Origin of the sequence: Winogradskyella pacifica, assembly GCF_013403915.1 — a bacterium.
Lineage (GTDB): Bacteria > Bacteroidota > Bacteroidia > Flavobacteriales > Flavobacteriaceae > Winogradskyella > Winogradskyella pacifica.
Map to the genome: position 1 here is coordinate 46,969 of NZ_JABFDI010000004.1, position 24,461 is coordinate 71,429.

A 24,461-nucleotide genomic window follows, 5' to 3' on the forward strand; every position below is an offset into this window, starting at 1 on the left:
ACTAAATCATTGCTCAAAACTGCCATCAAATCGCAATATTAGGAATTATATCTATTTTAAATATTGTTTTTAATGTATAACACCAATCGATTTGTGTAAACCTACAAGGCTTATTTTTAAAATGTTAATCTTACTTTTTAGTTTTTTTCTTTTTTTTACAATCTGTATATCCTAAAGGTGTCGTACTAAATTTTGATTCCAATTCTTCTATTTTTTCATTTTAATTTGTTGCTAATCATAATATTTTGTATTTGAGTATTACTCTCGATTAATCATTGGGGTTAACCATATTCTTCCAAGATGGATATACAGGTCTTTCTTTTGATTCTCTATACTCATCAACTGATGGAGCAGGAGGAGCTTGTTCGAGCATCTTTTGAAGATTTGTTTTTGTGAATATAAGCGAAGTATCAAGTTCTTCTAATAGTAAATTCTTCGTTTCATGAATATCACTAGGTATATGATACATACCTCCATTACGATACAATTTATACTCTTGATTTCTTACGAATTGAGCGCCTTTATATTTACCTACTTTTCCCCAGTAAGGTTGATAGTGCCAAAATACCCATTCTCTTGGTTTCCCTGTTTCTCCTTGTAGTTGTGGTAAAAAACTACGTCCGTCAATAGGGTCTTTATCTGTCAAATTTAAGGAAGCAATATCCGCAAAGGTGGTATAGAAATCTGTAAAGTCTATTAAGTCTTCACTTTCCATGCCCTTTGGCGTATGTCCTTTCCAATAGGCTATAAATGGAACATGTGTGCCCATGTCTACTGTTTCTCCTTTGGCTCCTTTAATATTTTGCCCATTCCAACGAGAAGTTATAGACTCTGTCCCATTGTCTGATGTAAATAAAATAATGGTATTTTCAAGCAGCCCTTCATCTTCTACTTTCTTTACAATTTTGCCAACAATTTTATCCAAATAATTAACCATAGCCACATAATTGTCTTTTTTCAATTTTCTGTCTCTGGGTGCTCTATTTGCGCTTTGACCTTTTGGTTGGTCGCCGATTGTTTCTGGCGTTGGTACAAAAGGACTATGAACCAAAACAGTTGGATAATACACAAAGAAGGGTTCGTCTTTATTCTCTTCAATAAAATCACAAACAAAGTCAGACATAATATCAGGACCGTATTTTCCCATATTCTCTTCTGTGCTTATCAATTTTCCATTACGTTCTAAGGGTGGACTCCAAAAACGTTCACCTCCGTTTAGGGCTTTTTTTTGTGTTGTTACTTGCCATAAATAAGACTCATCAAAACCAGCTTTTTGTGGTCTATTTGCGTCTAAACTACCTTCTGCATTATGGTACAATCCGTTTAATTGCCATTTACCAGCAATAGCCGTTTTATAGCCAGCATCTTTCATTAAGTGCCCAAATGTTTTGTCTTTAGGATTAAGGTACCCAAAATGGGTGTAATTCCTGAAATTATATTGACCCGTCATAATTTTCACTCTAGAAGGCGTGCAAATTGGTGTAGAATAACAGTGATTAAACTTTATGCCTTTGGAAGCTAAGGCATCAATGTTAGGTGTTTCATAATCTTCGGCACCGTAAGTCCCAAAACAATTCCAGCTTACATCATCAGCCATAATTAATATAATATTTGGCTTTTTAACTTCCTGTGAAATCATAGAAACACTAAAAAAAAGGAATGTAATTCCTATTACAATTTTAATATTTTTCATAACTGTTATATTAATTATTTGTTTGGGCAAATCAGTTCCAATAATAGCCATTTCTAATACAAGTGCGATTCCTAAATATTTCTCTAAACGTCCTGCTAAATTTTAAATACTCTGAAGTATAGTCAGAGTCTATGTGAAAGTTTATTTATTTTTTGAGTTCACCTACTTCTCTGTTTTCACTTCCTTTTGCGATTCCCACATTTAAATCTCCTAATTCTTTTCGGTATTTTTCGACAACTACCATAAGTTCTTTTACTTTTTCTGGGTGAGAAGCGATTACATTGTATTGCTCTCCTGGATCTCTAGATAGATTATAAAGTTCAGGTTGCTCAATAGCCATTTTTTTCGTTTTTCCATGAACACCATCATTTCCTGCTTTTGTATCGTAAGAATTGTATTTATGTGGTAAAACTAACTTCCAGTTTCCTTTTCTAACAGCGTTTAAATTATTTTTTCTATAATAATAAAGAATCGTTTCACGAGGTGTTGCTTCAAAATCTCCTTTCCAAAGTGATGAAATATCTACGCCATCAATTTTATTTTCAGATAGTTTTCCATCTGTAATAGCCGCAAGGGTAGGAAGTAAATCTATAGCACAGGCTAATTTATTACAAACCGTTCCTTCAGGTACATTACCAGGCCAACGAATAATAAACGGAACACGTTGACCACCTTCCCAACTAGATAATTTACCTTCTCTTAATCCTCCAGATGATCCAGCATGATTCCCATAGTTTAACCAAGGTCCATTGTCTGTGGTAAAAATAAATATAGTGTTATCTGCAATTTTATTCTTTTCTAATGCTTTACTTATCTCTCCAACAGACCAATCAATTTCCATCATAACATCTCCATATAATCCTTGCTCGCTTTTACCTCTAAACTTATCAGATACACCAAGTGGCACATGACCCATAGTGTGAGGAACATATAAAAAGAAGGGATCTTTTGCGTTTTTATTGATAAAATCAACAGCTTTCTCTGTGTAAAGTGTTGTTAACTCGTCTTGGTCTTCTAACGATGTTATATATTTTTTAATTTCATTGCCTTCCATCAATGGAAGTTCTGGATATCTTGATCGTTTATGTGTTGTGGGTACTTTTTCTCCAGTTATGTTGTTACGTGGCCACATATCATTTGAATATGGTAAACCTACATACTCATCAAAACCATGTTGTAATGGTAAAAATTCTTTTTGCCATCCTAAATGCCATTTACCAAAACAAGCCGTTTTATATCCTTGTTCCTTAAACATTTCGGCAATTGTTAATTCATCGGAATTAAGTCCTTTTTTATGGAGTGGAGTTAAAGCCGCTGAAATTCCTATTCTATTGGGATAAGAACCTGTTAAAATGCCAGCACGTGAAGCACTACAAACAGGTTGAGCTGCATAATAATTTGTAAACCTCATTCCTTTACTCGCCATATGATCCAAATTAGGTGTTTGGAAACCAGTTGCGCCATAACTTCCTACATCACCATAACCTTCATCGTCTATAAAAATGATTACTACATTGGGTTTTTGGCTATTTTGATTTTGTTTAGATTGACTATAGCTATTAAGAAATAGCACTGTAGTAAATAGTAATAAAAAGTTGTACTTTCTCATTATTGAAATTCTTAATTTAAACTGATTATAAAACAATTGTCTTACCTGGAATTGGAACCGGATAATCTCCAAATTCATTTGGCAAAACAGGTGGAGTTGAACTCATATTAATGTCATCTGTGTAATTGAATAAAGGAACCTTAGACTGTATAGCTTCGTCCCATTGTAGTTCTTTACCAGACCAACCAGCCATTCTACCAAAAACCCCTGTCATAGATGATTTTGCGGCATAAAAAGCGTCATTAAAATAAGGTTTATTATGGTAAATACTTTCAATTAAATTTTTCTGAACTAAGTCGAATGAGCCATGCAGGCGACCGTATTCTTTACTACTTGCTCTAAAAACTTCTTTTCCTTTATTATTATAAATTACAGCGTCTTCAGTAATAATACACTTACCTTTTGTTCCATAAAAATACTCTCCATTTTTATTTTTACAATTTGGTATATTTCTACTATAACTATGCAAAGACACATCATTTTTATATTTGAAGTTAGAGGTTAAGCTATCAAAACCGCCCAAAGAACCTGAGAAATTCTTATCAGGAGATTTCCCTCCTAAAGCGATTACAGATTGTGGATTAGTTTCATTTAAAACCCAGTTTACAATGTCTAAATTATGCACATGAAACTCTTCAATATTTCCTCCACTTACCCAAGCAAACGATCTCCAATGTCTATTTTGAAATTCCATTTCTGTCCACTGTTCTTCTCTCTTACGTTCTAAATCTCCTATAGGTTTTCCTAGCCAATAACATTCTGCGGTATGAATGTCACCAATTGCTCCATCATGTATTTCGTTAACTACAGCTTGGTATCCTGGAGAATATCTTCTTTGTAATCCAGCTGCTACGTACAATTTATTTTGTTTCGCTAATGAAGCTGCAGCTATAACTTGCTGAAAACCGATAGAATCTACACAAACAGGTTTTTCTATAAATACGTGTTTTCCTTGTTTTATAGCTTCTTGAAAAATAGCAGGTTTAAATGCGGCAGGAGTTGTAATGAATACAATATCTGCTAAAGCAATTGCATCTTTATAGCCTTGGAAACCAGTAAATTTAGTGTCTTCAGTTACTTTTATTCTGCTTTTGTTTTTCACTGCCTTTAATAATACTTTTTCTCTGTGATCAATTTTGTCTTTAAACAAATCACACATGGCAACAAGCTCTGTGGGAATTTCTAAATCTAAAGCTGCTTTAACTGCTCTTGCACCTCTTCCTCCACATCCAATGTAGGCTATTTTTAATGCATCTGATGAACTATTATGAAAGCCTAAGACGTTATCTAAAACTTTTGATGAGGTTAAAAGTCCGGCTCCAGCTAAAACTGAATTTTTAATAAAATTTCTTCTTTCCATTATTTTATATTTTTGATTAACTGAATAGGTTTATTCTAACATTGAAGAAAAGAATAGTTCTACATCTTCCTTACTTGGCTGCTCTAAAGGTCTTACCAATCTAAAACCAACAAACTCAGAATCTGTGTTCCACCAAAAACTTTTAGGTAATTGTGGGTCTCTTGCTTTCCAATCGTCTGTTGAAGTTATTCTATTTGTACTTCTGCATTCCGTTTCATCATCTAAAAATGAACCTCCTCGGGCTGATCTTGGGTACAATGCATCTGGCATTCCTCTAGGATCTTTTTCTCCATCTTTTATTGTAGTGTAATAATCGGCATAATACTGATCTAAACACCACTCGGACACATTTCCATAAATATCATATAAGCCGTTAGGGTTTGGTTTTTTTAAACCAACTTGGTGTAATTGTCCTTCTGAATTTTCGGCATACCAAGCATATTCTGATAAATCATTTTTCTTTTTTCCGAAGAAATACGGAGTTTCTGTGCCTGCTTTTGCAGCCAATTCCCATTCTGCTTCGGTTGGAATTCTATAAAAAATCCCCGTTCTTTTATAGAGCCAACGGCAATAAGATAATGCTCCATATTGTGTTAAACCAACAGTTGGTTTCATATCATCATCTCCTAATCCTTTTGAAGGATCTTCATACGGACTTGAGGGTCTAGAAATAACTTCAGTGTTTAAAGTGCCATCAGCTAATATATCACTTGTAGCATCTGTAAATAGTAAAAATTCTTTCTGAGTCACCTCAAAAGCACCCATCCAAAAAGAACTAACTTCCACTTGTTTTTGTGGCAACTCATCAGCTTCTTTTTGTTTATCTTTTTTTGATGCTCCTAGCATAAAAGTAGCACCTTTAATCGGCACCATCTTAAAGGATACATCAGTACCTTTAATCTGTTGTGAATACGGTTTAAATTCAGCTTGAGCAAATCCATTTGTAGCTAAAAAAACAAATGGTATAATTAATAATTTAAGTAATTTCATATAATAGTAATTAAGGTGATTTATAGTTTTATAAAGCTTAAATTAAACTTTACATTTAATTCGTCTTTTGTTTTTAGTTGACCAAAGAAAGCAGTTGGCTTTACAATATTAAACATAGCCATTGTCAGATCTTTAGAGCCTTCGAAAGACATAGTTTTCATTTCCGGATTAAAAAATCCATTTAATGCAACTGTAAGCGGTTTGCTAACACCTGCCGCTGTAATTGTCCCTACAGACTCTAACACAAATTTATCACCATCTAAAGCTGTAATCTTATTTTCAATAGACTTATAAGTTACCAATGGATTTACATCACTAATTAAAGCTTTTTTAATTTTTGAATCCATAATTGGCCCTCTACCACTTTCCATTTTATCAACTGGAAAACTAAATTCTAAATTTGAATAAAGAATTTCACCAACTTCAATTTTAATATCTTCTGATGTAGTAAAGTTTCCTGTAGCCTCCATAACTTCAACAGACCAATCACTAACCGTTGAAGATCCATCAATTTTCATTGTAGATTCTTTAGAAAGCGTGAATGTTGTTTGCGCCTCAACCCCTAAACTAACCAATAAAAAAGCTAGTAATAGTATGCTTATTTTAGTATTCATTCTTTAATTTTTATCTGTTTTAAGAAATTTCTTCGTCTCAAAAATTATATCGTGCTTGTTAAAAATTAACAATTCAATATTCTTATGATTATCGATTATTTTTTCTATTTCATCTTTGTTCACTACAATATTGAATGTTGATGCCAAATAATCAGCTTCAACGGCACTATTTGCAATTACTGATGATGTGAAATTATGAGAAACCGGTGTTAATGTTTTTGGATTTACAATGTGAGAATACTTTTTACCTTCAATTATTCTAAATCGGTATGTTTTACCCGAAGTTGCTATTGCTTGACCAGATTTTAATGCTACGATATAACTATTACTATTTGTTGCTGACACACCAACATTCCAAAAATCAGTATTCTCAGGTCTGCCAAACACTCTTATGTCGCCTGCAGCTTCAATTAAAAAGGAAGTGATGTTTTTTTTCTTTAGAAATGCATAAACTTCGTCAATGATATACCCTTTGGCAATGCCTCCTAAGTCTAATTCACTCTTTCTTGCCAGAAAAATATCGTTGGAATCTGTAATCGTTAAAACGGACTTTAATCCAACAAATTTCTGTTGTTTTAATATCGAATTCTTTGAAGGAAACCTCTTGTTTTTTTCTGCTTTATCCCAAAAGTCAATTAACGGTTTTATTGAAATATCAAAATAACCATTGGTGTTTTTATGGGCTTGTTGTGATAGTTTTAAAAGTGCTATTAATTGGGATGAAGCATTTTTAAGTTTCCTTTTTCTATTCAATAAACTTATGTCGCTCTTTTTTAAGTAATTGCTAAAAATTAGGTTTAAAGAATCAACGAACAAATAAGTCTGATTAGCAATTAAATCTGCATTGTTTTTTTCTGAAGTGTAAAAAATCAGTTTAAAATCTCCACCGAGCTTTTTCTCATTATATGTAAACTTATCTGCATATAAATTTACTGTTGTAAAAACAGCAATTAACAGCATAACGTTTTTATATAAATTCCTTCTAACTTTCACTTTACAAATTTTAACCTTTTTAATAAATCGATGCTTTACTTTAGTTAGCTGTCTTTTTTAAGGTAAAAAACAACAAAAACCGAATTCCTAAATCTTCTATTTTTTGTGTAATTTGTATTTGATGTTTTTAAACGCAACAGGACCATGATCTCCTTGTATCATAATAGGAGCCATAGAAGTTTCTGTCTTAAAAGCAGCTGCTCTAGTTGGGCCAGTAACTTCAATGTTTTTATGTATTAGTACGCCGTTTAACCAAACTTCATCAAATTTTGCGTTTTTAGTTTTATTTCCTTTTTCATCAAAAGTAGGTGCGTTAAATTTTATTTTTATGTGTTGCCATAAACCAGCAGCTTTAGCAGCGTTTATAGTAGGAGGATGCCCTTCGTAACCTTGTTTTCCTTTTTCTGCTGTTTTGTCCCAGCGTTGGTAAATAGCTCCCATATCTGAATATGTAGGTTCTTTGACGTTCCAGCTGTCAAAAAGTTGGATTTCATATCTTCCCTGTAGGTAAATGCCCGAATTAGATCCTATGGGCATCATAACATCTAACTCTAGCTCAATATCTCCATGCTCAAAATTTGTGAAAATATTTTTTCTTGAAGTTCTATCTGAATTGTTTAATAATACACCAATGCCATCAACCCCTGAAATGCTTCTTTTTTTGGACGTATTTACGACTGCGTCACTTACAATTTGCCAGTTTTTTGAAGTTGGTTTAAAATCTGAAAGATCTTCCAATGCCATATGCGTGTATGGTAACGTCTTAAGGTGTTGCGACGTTTGGCCTGTTTTGTCAACGTCTTTTTGTAACCCACATGAACTGATGAGTATTAAAAGCAAAAGATAATTAATAGGTTTTTTCATGCTAGGTTTTTAAATTTACACTAATAGGATAGATTTCTATTCACCATCCCTTTTACCAACAGGTTTTAAGTATCTTTCATCGAATCCTTCAGAATAAAACGGATAATTGTCCCAAGGTGATAAGCCTTCCATTCTAGGATCGTTTGTCTCTTTCAAATACGTGAACAATTCGTCTTTTACATTTTCTAAAGAAATGTGTTTGTAAGATTGGTCGTCTGAAATACAAAACAGAATATTTGGTCTCTTCTTGTTTGGGTTTTTATCACTAGTTTTCTTTTGTGCATTCGCAACAATAGAAATGGCACAAATAAGTAGAAGAGTTAAATAGTTTTTGAATATCATGTTTAATATGTTCGCCAGTACAATACCAAAATTAGCGATAAGTCTGTTTTTAATATTTCTCTAATCTATCTTTTCCTTGCTCTATCATATTAAAAGGCGAGATTTAGGTCTACTGTTGAAGTCTTTAATATTCTGGGAGCAAATGTCACCTCTTTTAAGGATCAGGCAAAACCAATAAAAAAGTCCTTAGTTAAAAATTTAACCAAGGACTTTTTATTGTCATGTCATCTAATTGTTCTAATGATTCTTAAATTATATCATAAGTAATCGTATCGATATAAAATTCAAGACCATTATCTAAATTTGTAAAGTTATTACCTATTAATCTAATTTCTCCGTTAATTATATCAGATGTTAGGTCAGCACCTGTTGGTGTTCCTGAAAAATCAAATACCATCGTATGCCATCCAGCCTCGTCCGATTCAACAAAATTATGTTGTACATATTGTACAGCAGTACCATCACTTAAATAGAATCTAATACGCTCATTAGCATCAAAATTACTAATGTCATTGTAACTAGGCCAGTACATACGTACGGTTACTATTAAATTACTATAATCAGCAAGTGTAACACCCTCTCCTTCATTGAAATCAAAACTAAGGCTTTTATTTCCACTACCAGAAGTAGAACCTATAGTCCATTTTGTTACAGTCGTAGCTTCTACATCTGCAGCATCAGGATTTGCTACTGTTGTTACAGAACAGTCCGTACAAGTCGTTGCCAATGTTAAATTTGTAATTGAATTGTCTACATCGAGCCAAGTATTTTGTGTAGGTGCACTAACATCTTTCTCTAGAGTTACTTTTGCTAACCTAAAAATTGGGTTTGTTGTATTACCTTCAGTTAACATCTCATCTAGAGTAATAGTAACCGTAAGCGGTGTACCTGAAACCAATGAAATCGTTGATGGGAATTCAAAATCGATAGCTGGAGCACTACCACCATTCTCGGTAGAAGTAGCCGCATAAGAAAAAGGTGTCTCTGGATAACCTGTCACAGAAACTGTTCCGCTAACGCTACCTTTTGCTCTTTTTGCTAACTCTAAGTTTAATGTTGCATTAATTGCAGTAGCTGAATTTGTAGTTAAGTCAAAAGTAAAAACTGCAGTGGCACCATCATCACTAGCATCTTCAGTACCAACACCTATAAAGTTATTGTTTTCTACAAGTACGCCTGTACCTCCCACGGTAATAATATCCTGGTTAAGATCATCTTCATCTTCATTTCCTACATTAAATGTTTGACTATTATCTCCCGCGTCATCAAATAATAGTGCTGGGTTACCATCATCATTACCGCCACCGTCATCATTACCACCACCATCACCATAATCACCATCAGATTCTAAGATGATTTGTACTACAAATCCTTCCATGTTATCTATACTGTCAGAAATAAAGATAAACCTTCCGATGTTTTCAAAATTAAAAGAATACACACCGTTTTCTTCACCATTAGTTGCTTCTATAAGCGTCTCCGCTGTGTAAGGCCAGTCATTTCCCTCTGCATCATCAATTCTAAGGGTAGGGTGTTTCGCTTTTAATACTCCAAATGCAAATTGTAAATTTTCCTCAAGGGCACGTGGATAACTCGTTGTATAATTTTCGTATGCGTCAGAATATAAATATATTTTATCTATAATGTCTGTTGTTGTGTTTACGCCAAACCCTATGCCTTCGGATAAATATTGCCATCTTACGATACCATCGGCTGCTGAAGTTATCTCTTCTGGTTCTCCGTGTAATGCTTCTAATTCTACTGAAGTATCTACTCCTATTTCTATACCTTCTACGGTTTTGAAATCTACTGTACCATATTCGTTCATACCAAATGAACCTTGTTCTGGTATCACTACTGGGTCATAGTCTGGATCAGATGAACAGGATATGCTAAACAATAATAGAATAGCTGAAATATACTTGATAGTTTTCATAAAGATTGAATTAGTATTAATATGTCATCAAATATCTCATACTTATGCGAAAAAACGATTCTTTATTCTATCAAATGCTTGCTCTTTTTATGCATAAGTAAGATTTAGTCGTTAATTAGCACGTTAAATCATAGTTTATGGTCTTTAGTTGATACAATATTTAAAAGGTTTGAATTTGGACTTCTCGGGTTTTTAACACAACCCAAATACTTAAACTTAGTCTGCTAACTTAACAACTATTTTATCAATAATAGGTTTTGATTCATTTTCTGAAGAATCCTTAATTTTAAATTCAACTTCAAACCCTATTATTCAGAAAAAGGAACATCATTGAACATCTTTAATCTAAAGGTGCCATCCTCTTGTTGTTCTACCATCCAAACTCCTGTATTTGTTATTTGAGGAAAACCATTTAATGGATCATTGGTAAGCATTCTTAGAACGGCTTTTCCACTGCTTCCATGACCTGAAAGAAGTATGGTATTATGTGATGCACTGCGATCCTCAATTAATTCTAAAACGCGATCTATAATTACCTTTGCCATTGCATTTTCTTTTGCACTTTCAGAATGGTCTCTAGGAAAACGTAGTTTCTTAAATTCATGTGTGCCATCATTGCGTAACGTGAAGTAAGGTTCTTCTTCTGGAAGTAGTGTTATTTCATCTCCTGCTCCAAGTATTTTTTCAGTTGAAGTATGTTGTGGTAAATCTGGCGAAACAATGAGGTTGGTGGCATAGATTTCTGCAAGTTCTGGCCAAATCTCTGCCTTTATTTTTGAATCTTCTAAATAGGGTAATACGGTATTTTTACAACGCCAAGCAGGACTTACGGCTACAAAATCGAAATTAAACCGATTTAATTTTTTAGAGACTCTAGATTGTTGCATAATTCCTTTAGGTGTAAAAGCACTATGGTTACCAACATAAGCGGGCCATTCGCTCTCAGGATATATTCCCCATTCTTTTTTAACATTGTGTCCACCTTCAGCATGTCTTATATAGTAAATTCTAAGCTTTGATTTGGTAGAATCTTTCTTTTGAAAAACTTCAGTATTGCTAGAACTATGGTCCATGGAACTCACATTGCTATCTGAACGTAGAATTCCAAAAAACAAGATTCCCATGACGATAGGAAATGATAGTAATAGCTTTTTCATGGGGTGTATTTTTATTGAATATTAAATTAGTTGAGTTCCGATACCAAAGTTTTACAGCGTTCTCTGTATGCATTTAAAACATCGAGGTAATCTTTATTCCCAACTAAGTTGTTCTGTTCTTTTGGGTCGTTTATAATATCGAATAATTCTTCGTAAATGGGTTGTTCATTTGTTTCAATGGTGTGTTCCGGAATGTATTTATTTCGGTCGTTTTCCTTACTAAACGAACGAATGTATTTAAACTGTTTACTACGTACCCCTTCTTGTCTTGGGTAGCCTTGATCTGTAAATAAGTTTTCTAAAAAGATGTCTTCTCTCCAGTTTTCATTTTTACCATCAATTAATGGTAGCATACTTTTTCCTTGATAAGATTCAGGTACTTTTACTCCGCACATTTCTAAAATAGTTGCAGGAATATCTTGTCCAACCACCAATTCCTCAACAACTTTACCTTTGGTTTTATCGTTGAAAAATGGCGAATACACAATCATTGGTACATGTACAGATTCATCGTATAAAATAGTTTTACCTCCTAAGCCGTGTTCGCCTAAAAACAAACCGTTGTCAGAACAAAAGACGATAATGGTATTGTCTGCTTCGCCTATTTCTTTTAAATAGGCACGTAAATTCCCAACCATTAAATCAATGGCATAATTAGCACGATCCATTCTTAACTTTTCACTTAATAATTTTCCTTTATTAGAGGTGACATAATATTTCATTAAATCTGATGTCGCATATACCTCTTCAGGCAGACTAATAGCTTGTGGGTAGTTGTCTGGTAGTTCTATTTTGTGTTTTACATCGTCATATTTTGTTTTGTAATAGTCTGGATCTTCTGGCTTTGAACCCATACCTCCAATACTAGAGGCATGTGGAAGATTTAAATTAATCCATGCCGAAAAAGGCTTGTTAGGATCTCTTTTTTTAAGTTGATTTTTAATGGAAGGATCCGCATTCTCATAGAAGTAATCGTAATCATCTCCTTGTGATAAATAGGCTTTTGTCGCTTCTAATAAACCTTCAACCTGAGTTTTGTTTTTTAGATTGTCAAACTGTGGGTGTTTTTTGGCAGGATAAAAGCCTAAATGCCCATTGCCATAATAACTGAAATCGGTGTTTTCGACTAAAGGTGTATCCTTTTTATCTCCAATTTTGGTGTGGTGTTTTCCTATAAAAGCCGTAGAATATCCCGCTTTTCTTAATTGTGCTTGCCAGCTGTTTTGGAAGGTTTCTTCGGAAATTACATGCTTAGAAACATTGGTGAAGCCAATTTTATTTCTGCGTTCCCATTGTGCTGTAAAGATGTTCGCTCTACTTGGTCCACAAATAGGACTGGTAATATATGCGTTGTTAAAAAAGACACCTTCTTTTGCCAACTGATCGATGTTTGGTGTTTCTGCTATAGGATCACCTGTCATACTCAACGAATTGAACCTTTGGTCATCCGAAAACACGAAAATGATATTCGGTTTCTTTTGTTGCTTTTGTGCAGTGCATGATGCAAAAGAAGCAAGTATAAATAGGCAGTATAATAGTGTTTTCATGTGTTTTTTAATAAGAACTGTAATAGTCATGACCTGGTAGTCGTTTTGTTTTCTCTCCATAACCGAATAAATTTTGCTCTGCTTCCGATTTTGGTAATTCTTTTATGCTTAAATCTGTTGTCTTTAAAGACTTTGACGTAATAATAACCGATTCATCTTTCTTTAAATTGATGCTATAAGAACCATCTGCTGATTTATTTACAGAAATAGATTTTCCATCGATATAAAATTGTGGATTTTCAAAATCAACTTGAACAATACATGCATTGCCTTTTAAACTTTTTACAGATACAAATTCGGTGTTACCGTCTATCTTTTTAGCACTCACTAAAAAAGCACCTTGTGTTCTAAAATCGTGAAACGCAACGTCTTTCCATTTTTTCGGACTTGCAGGAAATACACGTATTTTTCCACCCCAACTTTGCAACATCATATCGTGTAAGCTTGTGGCAAAAGATAGGGGACTTTCAATCACAGGATTGATTTTTCCTTCGGAATACATAGTCGTTGATGAAATGTTTTTATGCTTGATTAGAAAATCTAGATAATAATAGGCTTTTTCGGCATCGCCTAAATTGGCATACATGGAAGATGCTCCTGTTGCTGTATAACCCGTTACTGGCATCGCCTTGATTTTTTTGCCACTATTAAATGTAACATCTAACCAATGGTCTAAAGACGTGCGTAATAATTTTTTGTCTTCTTCTTTTTCTGGTGTGATTACCATTAAAGGATAAAAAGCGAGTAGATGTGAATAATGTCTATGTGGATTAGCAAAAGGTCTGTCTTTTCCGACCATAAGACCATTTTTATCAATTTGAAAATCCACTAAATTATCTAATACATGTTGCCATTCTTTTTTAAGCGGATCGTTTATGTGATGCTGATTGTCAATATCAATAAGTGTTTGGAAACTCCAGCGAATTAGAGCTAATGTAAAATTAATATCTTGACCACGACCAGGTTTGTATTCTGGCGACCAACTGTATTTAATATGAATTTTACCGTCTTCGGCATCTACTGGATTTTCTTTAATATAATTCAGGTAACTATTCACCGTCTTTTTTAAGATAGGAAATAGTTTGTCTCGCATACGACTATCATCACCTGAAAATTGAAGATGCAACCAATAATCATTTAAAATCCACGCTAACATATCTGGCACTTTTGAACCGTTGTAAGCAATAAGGTCTTGTGGCATTAAAGCAGCAACGGCAGCACTATTTTTCCAATGCTTAGGCACATTGTCTTCAAGGTTTTTCGCATATTTATCAATGTTGTTGGGTAAGGATTCTCCAATAGACATTCTATTTGCGGTTAAATGCGTCCAATAGATGAGTTGCACATTTAAATCTCCCCAAACCATTGGCCAAAAGGTTCTATTGTACCAAGGTCCCATTAAATCTAAAATCGGTCCGTTGCCTCTAGACGCAGAACCTAGTTTATACATTTGTATCCAATAGAATGATTCTTTTTCAGCATCATTGATGGTTACAAAACTTAAAGGGTAATACTCGTGCCACCATTTTTGATGGGTAGATATAAAGTTGTTGTCTTTAATAAGAACTTCAGCTGCTTCTAAATTGTTAGTCACAATTTCTATTGAATTGTGCTCAGGGAAACTATGATGTACACTGGTAATTAATTGTTGATTTCCGGAAGCATCGCCTGTTATTTTCCAACCTGTTGTGGTTTCACCTCTATTATCATACAAAGCTTGGTAACAGAAATTGTATCCATTTTTCTCACTAAATGTAGGTTTAGGTGCCATTTCTAAAGTTACAGCTCTCATTTTATCCCAAGTGCCACCTTTTGGACCGCCTCCTTTTTGCAACACTTCATAAACTGGTGGAATAGGATCTTCGGCATGCCAAGTAATTTCTATAGTTTCATCTTTTGTATCGGTTTCAAAATAGATGATATCATTGGCGCTATGGGTAAGACCTTTTATTTTATAACTTCCTTTGGTCGTTTTTATAGTGCCTATTAATTCGGCATTCCATAAATCTAAACGCATGTCAACACCTGTAATCTTTCCTTTAGATTTCAACTTAAAATGACCTAGTGGTAATCTGCTTCGTTTTATCCAAAGCATTTCTTCTGCTTTAGTTTCTGCTTCTCTATGGTCGTAATAATCATGTCTTCCTATATGAAGCGAGATCACATTATCTTTTTCTTCTGGGCTTTGATACAATAAAAAGCCAACATTTCCATTTCCTGAATAAGGTGCGGTTTGCCATTTGTCTGGAACCATGTCCCAAAGCATATCGTGTTTGGATAGAAAGGATTCGTAATCCACTTTAAAATCGACCTGATTATTCTGAGAAAATAAGGTGCTCGAAACAAGAATAAAAAGATAAAGAATACGTATTTCTAATTTTAATCGAAACATTGATTATTTAGTATTGGATTGTGAGTGATCTAAAATGAATAACAAATATATTTTATAAACTAAAGAAAGTCGTTCTCTAATCTTGCAATTACTTTCTTTATTTCAGCATTCGATAAATATATAGTGCATATATCTAATTATACATATGAAATAAGGCACTCTTCTGGCCATTTGTCTGTATAGGAAAAAGAACGAATTGTCCGTAAGAAAATAGATAATAGATCTCAATAATTTATTCAAGTTCAATTAGAGTAATAAAATGGTCGATAACAGAAAACACATTGTAGCACTAATCCATAGTTTTACAATATTCATACCAATGTCCAATCCAGATCAAAATGTATAAATCTATAATTGCAATTTTTGTTTTATGTTTTAGCCCAAATATAAGAGCACAAAAACAAGCAGATACCAGTCGTCCAAATATCATATTTATTTTTGCCGATGATATGGGAATAGGTGATGTCTCTCATACCACGGGAAAAGCGGCGACACCACATCTAGATCGTTTGGCGGAAGAAGGTATTCGTTTTACGGACGCACATACGTCATCTTCCGTTTGCACACCGTCTCGCTATTCGCTTTTAACGGGTCGTTATAATTGGAGAACAAGTTTATCTAAAGGGGTCATCCATAAACCGACTGCGAAACCGCTGCTTAAAAAAGGTGAAACAACTGTAGCAAGCTTGTTAAAGCAAGCAGACTATCATACAGCAATGATTGGTAAATGGCATTTAGGTATCGGTTGGGAACTGTTACCTAATTATAAGAAGGAAAAATGGCAAATAGGTGGCGGATGGAATATCGATTATACTAAACCTGCTATAACGCCAACAAGTAATGGTTTTGATTACTTTTATGGCATAGCAGCTTCTTTAGATATGCCTCCGTATGTATATATTGAAAATGAAAAAGTGACAGAACTTCCTTCTGTTATGAATGACCCAAAGATACGTTCTAGAAAAGGGCCTTCTGCTCCAAGTTTTAAATCAGGTGAATGTTTACAAGTTTTTGCAGAAAAATCAGTGGATTATATAAATGAGAGAGCTGAAGAAAAAGAACCTTTCTTTTTATACTTGCCATTAACCTCACCACATACGCCTATTGTTCCTAGTGAAAAATGGAGAGGAAAGTCTGAATTAGGACCTTATGGAGACTTTTTAATGGAAACAGATTGGGTTGTAGGAGAAGTTTTAAAAGCTTTGGATAAACATAATTTATCCGAAAACACCATTGTTATATTTTCTACGGACAATGGGTGTTCGCCTGCTGCAAAAATTCCTGCTTTAAAAAAGAAAGGACACTCACCTAGTGGAAATCTAAGAGGAAATAAAGCCGATATTTACGAAGGTGGACATCGCGTACCTTTTATTGTTCGTTGGCCAGAAGTTATAACAGCAGGAACACAAACAGATAGATTAACATGTATGACTGACTTTATTGCTACTTGTTCTGATATTACAGGTATAAAATTAGATGATACATCTGGTGTCGATGCCATTTCTTTTTTACCAACGTTAAAAGATCCAAAGAAAACAAATAGAGAAGACATTATTAGCCATAGTATTAATGGTTCTTTTTCTATCAGAAAAGGAGATTGGAAACTAGCACTTTGTCCAGGGTCTGGTGGTTGGAGTACGCCAAGAGCAGGGCAAACTCCAGAAGGATCACCTAGTGTGCAGTTATTCAACCTATCAGACGATATTGCTGAAACAACGAATCTGCAGGATAAATACCCAGAAAAAGTAGAAGAGTTAACCCAACTACTTCAATCTTATGTTGACAAAGGAAGAAGTACACCTGGGGAAATTCAAAAAAATGATAGAGACGTCAACATATATGCAGAAGATAAAGCAAAATAAATTACAGATTAAATAGGAATAAAAAAATATCTAAAAGAATGAAAAACGTAATTACCTTATTATTAATCTTATCTATTATGCCAATGTATGCACTAGATATCCATGTTGCTACAACTGGTTCAGATTCTAATGAAGGAACGGCATCTAAGCCTTTGTTAACTATTGAAGCTGCTCAGAAAAAATTAAGAGCTAGTGGACGTTTAGGAAAAGAACCTTGTCAAATCATCATGCATCAAGGCACTTATAGATTAAACACGCCTCTAAGGATTACAACAGAAGATAGTGGTACTGAACAATTTCCTGTTATGTATGCTGCAGCTAAAAATGAAGAGGTCGTAATTACTGGAGCGCAATTAATTTCCTCTAAATGGGAATTATTTAAGGATGGCATCTATAGAACTAACGTTGGTGATTTAAATGCTATCGATCAACTTTTTGTAGATCATACCAGACAACATATGGCTAGGTATCCTAATTTTAACGCTGGATTTATACCTACAGATGGTGATGATTCTGTACGTGGAAAAAAAGCAGGAACAGTTCCTTTTTCAGGAGCGACGCCAGACGCTTGGGATGCTAAAAAAGCGGCAGAATGGGAAAATCCTGAAGGCGCCATCTTAAATGGAATGCACAGAGGGCTTTGGGGAAGTCAGCATTATTTTGTGACGGGCAAAAACGATAAAGGAGAATTGGTTTACGAAGGAGGTTGGCAAAACAACCGATCTGCTCCACCTCACAAAGGCTACCGCATGATTGAAAACGTTTTTGAAGAATTAGATGTTCCGGGAGAATGGTATCACAATACCAAGGACGGTTGGTTATATTATATGCCAGAAGCCCATGTAAATCTTAACGACACAAAGATTGAAGCCGTTCTTCAAATTAAACACCTTATTGAAATTTACGGAGAGCATAAACTACCTGTTGCGGAAATGGTTATTCACAAAAGTGGTAATGCACAAAAAGAAACCGTTGTTAAAAACTACGAAACGACTAAGCCGGTAAAACATATTCAGATTTCTGGTATTCACTTTACGGGAACAAAAAGAACCTTAAAAGAAACCATTGAGCCTTTACTCAGAAGCGATTGGTGTGTATATCGTGGAGGTGCTATTCATATACGTGGTACGGAGAATATTATTGTTGAAAATTGTTCTTTCGAAGAATTAGGAGGAAACGCTGTATTTATTGATAGTTATAATCGTCATATAGAAATTAAAAGCAACTTTTTTCAGAATAATGGTTCTACGGATGTGAACTTGGTTGGTTCCTTTGCTGCGGTTCGTGATCCTTCATTTAGTTTTCAACATCTTCCACCACCAATAGATGAAATAGACACTACAATTGGTCCAAAATCTGAAGAATATCCAGCAGATTGTATAGTTGAAAATAATCTGATGATGCGTTGTGGTCGTTTTGAAAAACAAGCCTCAGGAATTAATATTTCTATGTCATCAAGAATTACAATTGCTCACAATACTATTAGTCATACACCAAGAGCCGCCATTAACATTTGTGATGGAACTTGGGGAGGTCATATTATAGAATGGAATGATTGTTTTGAAACTGTACTAGAAACGCACGATCATGGCGCTTTTAATTCTTGGGGAAGAGATCGTTTTTGGTTTAGAGCTGGCCCATCGGGACCAGATTTAATGGATGAAAATGGAAAGCCTATGATTAGTAATTATATAGAAAAGTATCCAAATATACCTTTATGGGATGCGTATCAAACAACTACAATTAGAAATAACAGAATGCAATGCGATCATGGTTGGGATATCGATTTAGATGATGGCTCAACCAATTATGAAATCTATAATAATATCAGTCTTTCAGGTGGTATTAAAACACGTGAAGGCTATCATCGTAATGTTACTAATAATGTAATCTTAGGCAGAGGATACACTTGTAATGTACCATACCCTAAACCAACGCACGATATTTTTGAAAGTAACATTTTATGGGGAGGAACAGTGTATAAATCTAGTAACCCAACGCTTTGGGGAGGTATACGCAATAAGAATTTCATTCACAATCCAGATGCTAAAGACGTTGTACCTGCTTATGGAGTACAGCAACAAACACTAGATGATGCAGAAAGTCTCTATGGAAATGTTCTTTTTGAAGCGCCTCAACATGGCGATTTTACAGTTTCAAACAAATCATCAGCATTACAACTTGGATTTAAAAACTTTCCGATGACGGGTTTTGGTGTTACTTCAGATAAATTGAAGCGTTTAGCAATGAAACCACAAATACATGCACCAAAAGAGGTAGCATCCAATGTGTATGTGGAGCAAAAGATGAAAGGATTATTTGGAGCTAAGTTTAAAACGCTAGAAACAGAAGCCGAACTTACAGCAACGGGAATGTTTGACACCTATGGCGTTTTATTGGTTTCTGTTCCTAAGGATAGTAAATTGGCTAAAATGGGATTTAAAGTGGATGATGTCATATTTGAATTAAATTCGGAAAAAATAGCAAATGAACAAGATTTTATTAAAAAAATGAAGCAATTAGCGAACCATGAGCATACCGTAAAAGTGTGGAGACATCAAGAATCAAAAACATTTTCTTTTGAAAAATAAATCATATAATTCATCTAAAAAAATCATGAAAACAAACCATAGAACACAAGTAAATAAAGGCTTATTTCTGTCACTTACATTTTTATTATTTACAGCAAGCGGAATGCTACACGCACAAAATACTTGGACTATTGAATCTCAAGAAGACTGGCAAGCGAATATAGCTACAAAATCAAATTTGGAAATCACCAATGGAAAAGTAATTCCTACTGAAAAGGAAGCTGTTTTTCAAAGCGCCATGAAAAAGTTTACAAAAAAAAGAGCTGCAAAATCCATTACGTTTTCTCAATCACCAGAATGGTTAAATTGGGAACAAATCCCTACTGCAGCACCAGCAAATTTAGGTGATGCTCCTGTCGCATTGCAGTTAGGAGATGGAAATTACTGGATGTTTGGTAAATACGATACTAGAAAGAAGAATAAACGACCGAATGATTTTAAAAGTAAGGATACCATCTTAAAAGGTTATGATGTGGTATTAAAAACCACACATCTTAAAAACCAATTTGATGCTCCATCAGGATTAAAAAAATCGCTAAAGGGATATCATGCTTGGCATAGTATCGATATGAAAAACTGGGTGCATTATGGACCTATATCAGACATGTCTTCACGTTGGGTAACTTCTGCAGAATATATTGATGGAAAATTTTATTTTTATTACGATTTTCCAAACGATCAAGATCCGCATTTACTTATTGATGACAACTTAACTGATGGTCTTGTTGGGAAAAAGATGGGCATGGCTTTTAAAGATCCCTCAGATGGTTCTGATTGTGCAGTCATTAGAGATTTAGATGGTAATTTTCATATTATAGCTGAAGATTGGTCGCCTATTGATGCTTCTACGCATGCTTGGGATTCGCCCTTAGCAACGCATGCTGTAAGTAAAGATGGTTTTAATGATTTTAAAATTTTAAATCCTCCTGTAGATGAACGCACCAAACCAACTGGTAAATTTGCGGAATATGCACATCCACATTGGTTTAAGGAAGACCCTGATAATTATCCTGGAAAACCGTCACCAATTGATATACCGAGACAAAAAATCAAAAAAGGAGACGTCGTTGCTTTTGGTAAATACGAAATCCATGAGCCAGAACAAAATTCTTTTGGAGATTGGGCTTCTATTTCTATTGGTGGTCAATATTATTTATTCGCAGATTATGATCCCGCAGGTAAGACTGGAGGAAAGCATATGAGTGTTGCTTGGTTTACGTCTGATGATATTAATAAACAATTTGAATTTTGTGGAAATATAGGTCAAGGACATCCAGATCCAGATATCATGTTTGCAGAAGGTAAATATTACTTGCTTACGCAAACTAGAAACGATTATGTAAGTACTGGTCCTTGGGTAGAAACCGTAGAAGTGCGCATGGGAGTGGATACTACCAATGACGGACAAATTAATGAGTGGAGTAACTGGCAAGTTGTAAAGGAAGAGTATGATTATATAAAAGGGTTTTCTAAGCAGGTTGAAAAAACACCAGCACAGCTGAATTTTTCTGACTTACCTAAAGGATATGGGTTTCAATTTGAGGTTAAAATGACGGATACAACGGAAAATGAATCTAAACCAATTTTAGATAAGGTAGTTGTGTCGTTTAAGAAATAAAAATTAAAACCGAATTTAAGTTTCATAAAATGATGAAAAATATATTAATAGTTCTTTCCGTATTGTTAATAACTGGAAGCGCTTTTGCAAAAGATATTTATGTATCATCTAAAGGAGACGATGCTAATTCTGGTACAAAAAACAGTCCCTATTTAAGTTTTGAAAAAGCCTTACAAGAGGTAAAAAAATATGCAGGTAACGAAGCCGTTACGGTCTGGTTTACTTCTGGAGTATATTATCTTAATAAAACCATTGAGATAGGTAGTGATTATTCTGGAACGGAAAAATATCCCGTTGTATTTTCAGCTATACCTGGAGCAAAAGTAATTATCAAAGGCTCTCAGCGCTTAGCGCATCTAGAATGGAAAGCCTATAAAAATGGTATTTATCAAGCGCAAGTTCCTGAAGGCTTGTCTATGGATCAATTATTTGTTAATGGAGAACGCCAAGTGAGAGCAAGATTCCCTAATTATGATTATGAGAATCCTCTTCGTGACGGGAAAGGATACCTTCAAGTCACAGGTGGTACAGATAAGCGTTATGATAAATGGTTTTCCTATGATCCTGAAACTTTTTCAGATAAAACATGGGAGCATCCAGAAACAGGAATTGTGCATGGTTTCCAAAGTCATAACTGGGGAAATATGCAGTACAGACTTAAATCAATTAATAGAGAACAAAATAAGATTTTTCTAAACGAAGGTGGTTGGCAACTTCAAAGAACACATGGTATTGGAGGAAAAAAAAGTCATGCGTCTTACTATTTTGTTGAAAATATTTTTGAAGAACTAGATGTTCCTGGGGAATGGTTTTTAAACAGAGAAACCAATACGCTTTACTATTATCCGATGCAAGGCGTAAAATTAAGTGACGTTAAAATTGAAGTTCCAGTTATAAAAGATATGATTCAGTTGAAGGGCACTAAAGAAGCTCCTGTAAAACATATTCAGTTTAAAGGATTCAATTTTACACAAACCAACTACACGTTTATGGAGTCTTATGAGCCGGTTGCTCGTGGTGATTGGGCTATTCATAGAGGTGGTGCCATTTTTATGGAAGGTACAGAAAACTTGTTGATTACAGATTGTAATTTTGAATATGTAGGTGGAAATGGTGTATTTATGAGTGCCTACAATCGTAATAATAAAGTAACCGGTTGCCGATTTGTACACACCGGAGAAAGTGCGGTTTGTTTTGTTGGTTCGCCGGAAGCTGTTCGGTTTTATCAAACTTGGGATGACAGATTAATGGATGGCAAGAATTGGAATGAAATGCGTGAAAATATGGACTTAGAAGCTGGTCCTAAAACCCCAGATTATCCAAAGAATTGCGTGGTTGAAAATAGCATTATGCACGATTTTGGAGATGTTGGTAAACAAGTGGCAGGTGTTTATATTTCTATGAGTCATAAAATAACAGCCTCACATAATACCATTTATAACTGTCCGCGTGCAGGCATATGTATTAATGATGGTACTTGGGGCGGACACCTAATCGAATTTAATGATATCTGGGAAACCGTAAGAGAGACAGGCGAGCATGGCCCTTTTAATTCATGGGGACGTGAGCGACAATGGAAAGGAGGTAGAGGAACCGATGAGCATTTTATTAAGGAATTGACACGACTAGATGCTATTGACAATGTGGTTATTCGAAATAACCGAATTGCCAATTACCGTAAATCTATTAGTGCTGGAAATTGGACGATTGATTTGGATGATGGCTCTAGTTATTACGAAATCTATAATAATTTAAATTTAGGGTCTACCATTAAACTAAGAGATGGCATGGGACGCAAGGTTTTTAACAACATAACTGTAAGTGCGGTTCCTTTAGGTTGGCATGTATGGCCAAAAAATTCCGAAGATGAAATTTATAACAATATTTTTGTGATTGCTGGAACTTTACCTGGAAAAACGACGCCTACAAATAACTTTATACGTGAAGTTGCTTTACCAAGCGATGTTAAATGGAGTACCAATTACGATAAAAACTTGTATTGGAATGTTAATAATCCTGAAGGTTTTACTATGACGCAAGATATGAATATGGAGGAATGGAATAGGAGAGGGTATGACCTAAGTTCTATTGTGGCCAATCCTAATTTTGTGGATCCAATAAACGGTAATTATCAAGTGCAAGATAACTCTCCAGCTTTAAAATTAGGTTTTAAAAATTTCCCAATGGATGAATTTGGTCATCAGATGACACGTATTTTGCCTTTTGGAGGAGATTTTGAAAATGAGCTTGAAGTTAGTTTAGAAGCAGATATTAGAGCAGAAAAGGGTTCTAAGGTCTATTTCACCACAGATGGTTCAGAACCCAATAGGAATTCAACAGTATATTCATCACCATTTAAAATAAAGAACACTACCGTAATAAAGGCAAGAACTTTTAATGCTAACGGCATTGCAATAGGATTTACTGCAGAAGCTGTCTTTAATAAAGTAAGCACTGTTACATATCCAAGCTGGTTACGTACCTTAATTGCTGGTGAATATAAGTCAGAACATAGTAATCAGGAGAAAATTACAAAAACCAGAAAAGCACTTGAAAAAGAAGTACATGGCGCTTTGTTAATCAATATTGCAGACGATCCAGATTTAATAGATGCCACAGGTGGCTATAATTTTGGCTGTTATATTAAGTCTTTGGATGGTGAAAAAGGACAAATGTGGTTAGATGGTGGACTCGATAAGGATTGGGTGATTCAAAAATTAAACAAGCATAAGATTTCAAATATTGCACATTTACAAAAGTATCTTAAAACATATTCGGGCCAAACAGTAACGATTACTGCGGTGAGAGATTATGGGACTAAAATATTTGAAGTAAGAATTCCTTAAATCATTCCTTCATTGTTGTATGTATAATACAACTAAATAAGTATTAG

Annotated in this window: 16 protein-coding genes; 4 read left to right on the forward strand and 12 right to left on the reverse strand. The window is 34.5% G+C overall.

The window, feature by feature from the left end:
* Positions 1 to 268 precede the first annotated feature (268 nt).
* The 12 genes from HM984_RS04915 to HM984_RS04970 form a co-directional block, all read right to left on the reverse strand.
* Complete coding sequence (locus tag HM984_RS04915; protein WP_179348341.1) at positions 269 to 1,693, reverse strand: sulfatase family protein; 1,425 nt, start codon at positions 1,691 to 1,693, stop codon at positions 269 to 271.
* Positions 1,694 to 1,838: 145 nt separating this feature from the next.
* Positions 1,839 to 3,302: a sulfatase family protein gene (locus HM984_RS04920; RefSeq protein WP_179348342.1), complete on the reverse strand. Its 1,464-nt coding sequence runs from the start codon at positions 3,300 to 3,302 to the stop codon at positions 1,839 to 1,841.
* Positions 3,303 to 3,327: 25 nt separating this feature from the next.
* On the reverse strand, positions 3,328 to 4,662 hold the full coding sequence (locus HM984_RS04925) for a Gfo/Idh/MocA family protein (RefSeq protein WP_179348343.1): 1,335 nt from the start codon (positions 4,660 to 4,662) through the stop codon (positions 3,328 to 3,330).
* A 30-nt stretch (positions 4,663 to 4,692) separates the two neighbouring features.
* On the reverse strand, positions 4,693 to 5,652 hold the full coding sequence (locus HM984_RS04930; protein WP_179348344.1) for a formylglycine-generating enzyme family protein: 960 nt from the start codon (positions 5,650 to 5,652) through the stop codon (positions 4,693 to 4,695).
* A 20-nt stretch (positions 5,653 to 5,672) separates the two neighbouring features.
* The gene (locus HM984_RS04935) at positions 5,673 to 6,266 is read right to left on the reverse strand and encodes a YceI family protein (protein WP_179348345.1); all 594 of its coding nucleotides are present in this window, start codon (positions 6,264 to 6,266) and stop codon (positions 5,673 to 5,675) included.
* A gap of 3 nt (positions 6,267 to 6,269) precedes the next feature.
* Entirely contained in the window at positions 6,270 to 7,226 is a 957-nt protein-coding gene (locus HM984_RS04940; protein WP_179348346.1) for an FAD:protein FMN transferase, read from the reverse strand.
* Positions 7,227 to 7,355: 129 nt separating this feature from the next.
* Positions 7,356 to 8,123: a 3-keto-disaccharide hydrolase gene (locus HM984_RS04945; RefSeq protein WP_179348347.1), complete on the reverse strand. Its 768-nt coding sequence runs from the start codon at positions 8,121 to 8,123 to the stop codon at positions 7,356 to 7,358.
* Positions 8,124 to 8,159: 36 nt separating this feature from the next.
* Positions 8,160 to 8,465 (reverse strand): hypothetical protein, encoded by a 306-nt coding sequence (locus HM984_RS04950; RefSeq protein ID WP_179348348.1) that lies wholly within the window; start codon positions 8,463 to 8,465, stop codon positions 8,160 to 8,162.
* Positions 8,466 to 8,712: 247 nt separating this feature from the next.
* Positions 8,713 to 10,401: a hypothetical protein gene (locus tag HM984_RS04955; RefSeq protein WP_179348349.1), complete on the reverse strand. Its 1,689-nt coding sequence runs from the start codon at positions 10,399 to 10,401 to the stop codon at positions 8,713 to 8,715.
* Between the two features lie 308 nt (positions 10,402 to 10,709).
* On the reverse strand, positions 10,710 to 11,558 hold the full coding sequence (locus HM984_RS04960; RefSeq protein ID WP_179348350.1) for a histidine phosphatase family protein: 849 nt from the start codon (positions 11,556 to 11,558) through the stop codon (positions 10,710 to 10,712).
* Between the two features lie 26 nt (positions 11,559 to 11,584).
* Positions 11,585 to 13,105, reverse strand: a complete 1,521-nt coding sequence (locus HM984_RS04965; RefSeq protein WP_218845015.1) for a sulfatase-like hydrolase/transferase — start codon at positions 13,103 to 13,105, stop codon at positions 11,585 to 11,587.
* A gap of 7 nt (positions 13,106 to 13,112) precedes the next feature.
* Positions 13,113 to 15,497 (reverse strand): glycosyl hydrolase family 95 catalytic domain-containing protein, encoded by a 2,385-nt coding sequence (locus HM984_RS04970; protein ID WP_179348351.1) that lies wholly within the window; start codon positions 15,495 to 15,497, stop codon positions 13,113 to 13,115.
* A gap of 338 nt (positions 15,498 to 15,835) precedes the next feature.
* On the opposite strand from HM984_RS04970, the gene HM984_RS04975 reads away from it, so the two are divergent.
* From HM984_RS04975 to HM984_RS04990, 4 genes are read left to right on the forward strand one after another with little or no spacing between them, the layout of a single operon-like run.
* Complete coding sequence (locus tag HM984_RS04975; protein ID WP_179348352.1) at positions 15,836 to 17,359, forward strand: sulfatase family protein; 1,524 nt, start codon at positions 15,836 to 15,838, stop codon at positions 17,357 to 17,359.
* 38 nt (positions 17,360 to 17,397) lie between these two features.
* Complete coding sequence (locus HM984_RS04980; RefSeq protein ID WP_179348353.1) at positions 17,398 to 19,950, forward strand: PDZ domain-containing protein; 2,553 nt, start codon at positions 17,398 to 17,400, stop codon at positions 19,948 to 19,950.
* Between the two features lie 25 nt (positions 19,951 to 19,975).
* The gene (locus HM984_RS04985) at positions 19,976 to 21,568 is read left to right on the forward strand and encodes a glycoside hydrolase family protein (protein WP_218845016.1); all 1,593 of its coding nucleotides are present in this window, start codon (positions 19,976 to 19,978) and stop codon (positions 21,566 to 21,568) included.
* Between the two features lie 32 nt (positions 21,569 to 21,600).
* Positions 21,601 to 24,414 carry a chitobiase/beta-hexosaminidase C-terminal domain-containing protein gene (locus HM984_RS04990; RefSeq protein WP_179348354.1) on the forward strand — a complete coding sequence of 938 codons (2,814 nt, stop codon included), beginning with the start codon at positions 21,601 to 21,603 and terminating at the stop codon, positions 24,412 to 24,414.
* The last annotated feature ends 47 nt before the right edge of the window (positions 24,415 to 24,461 follow it).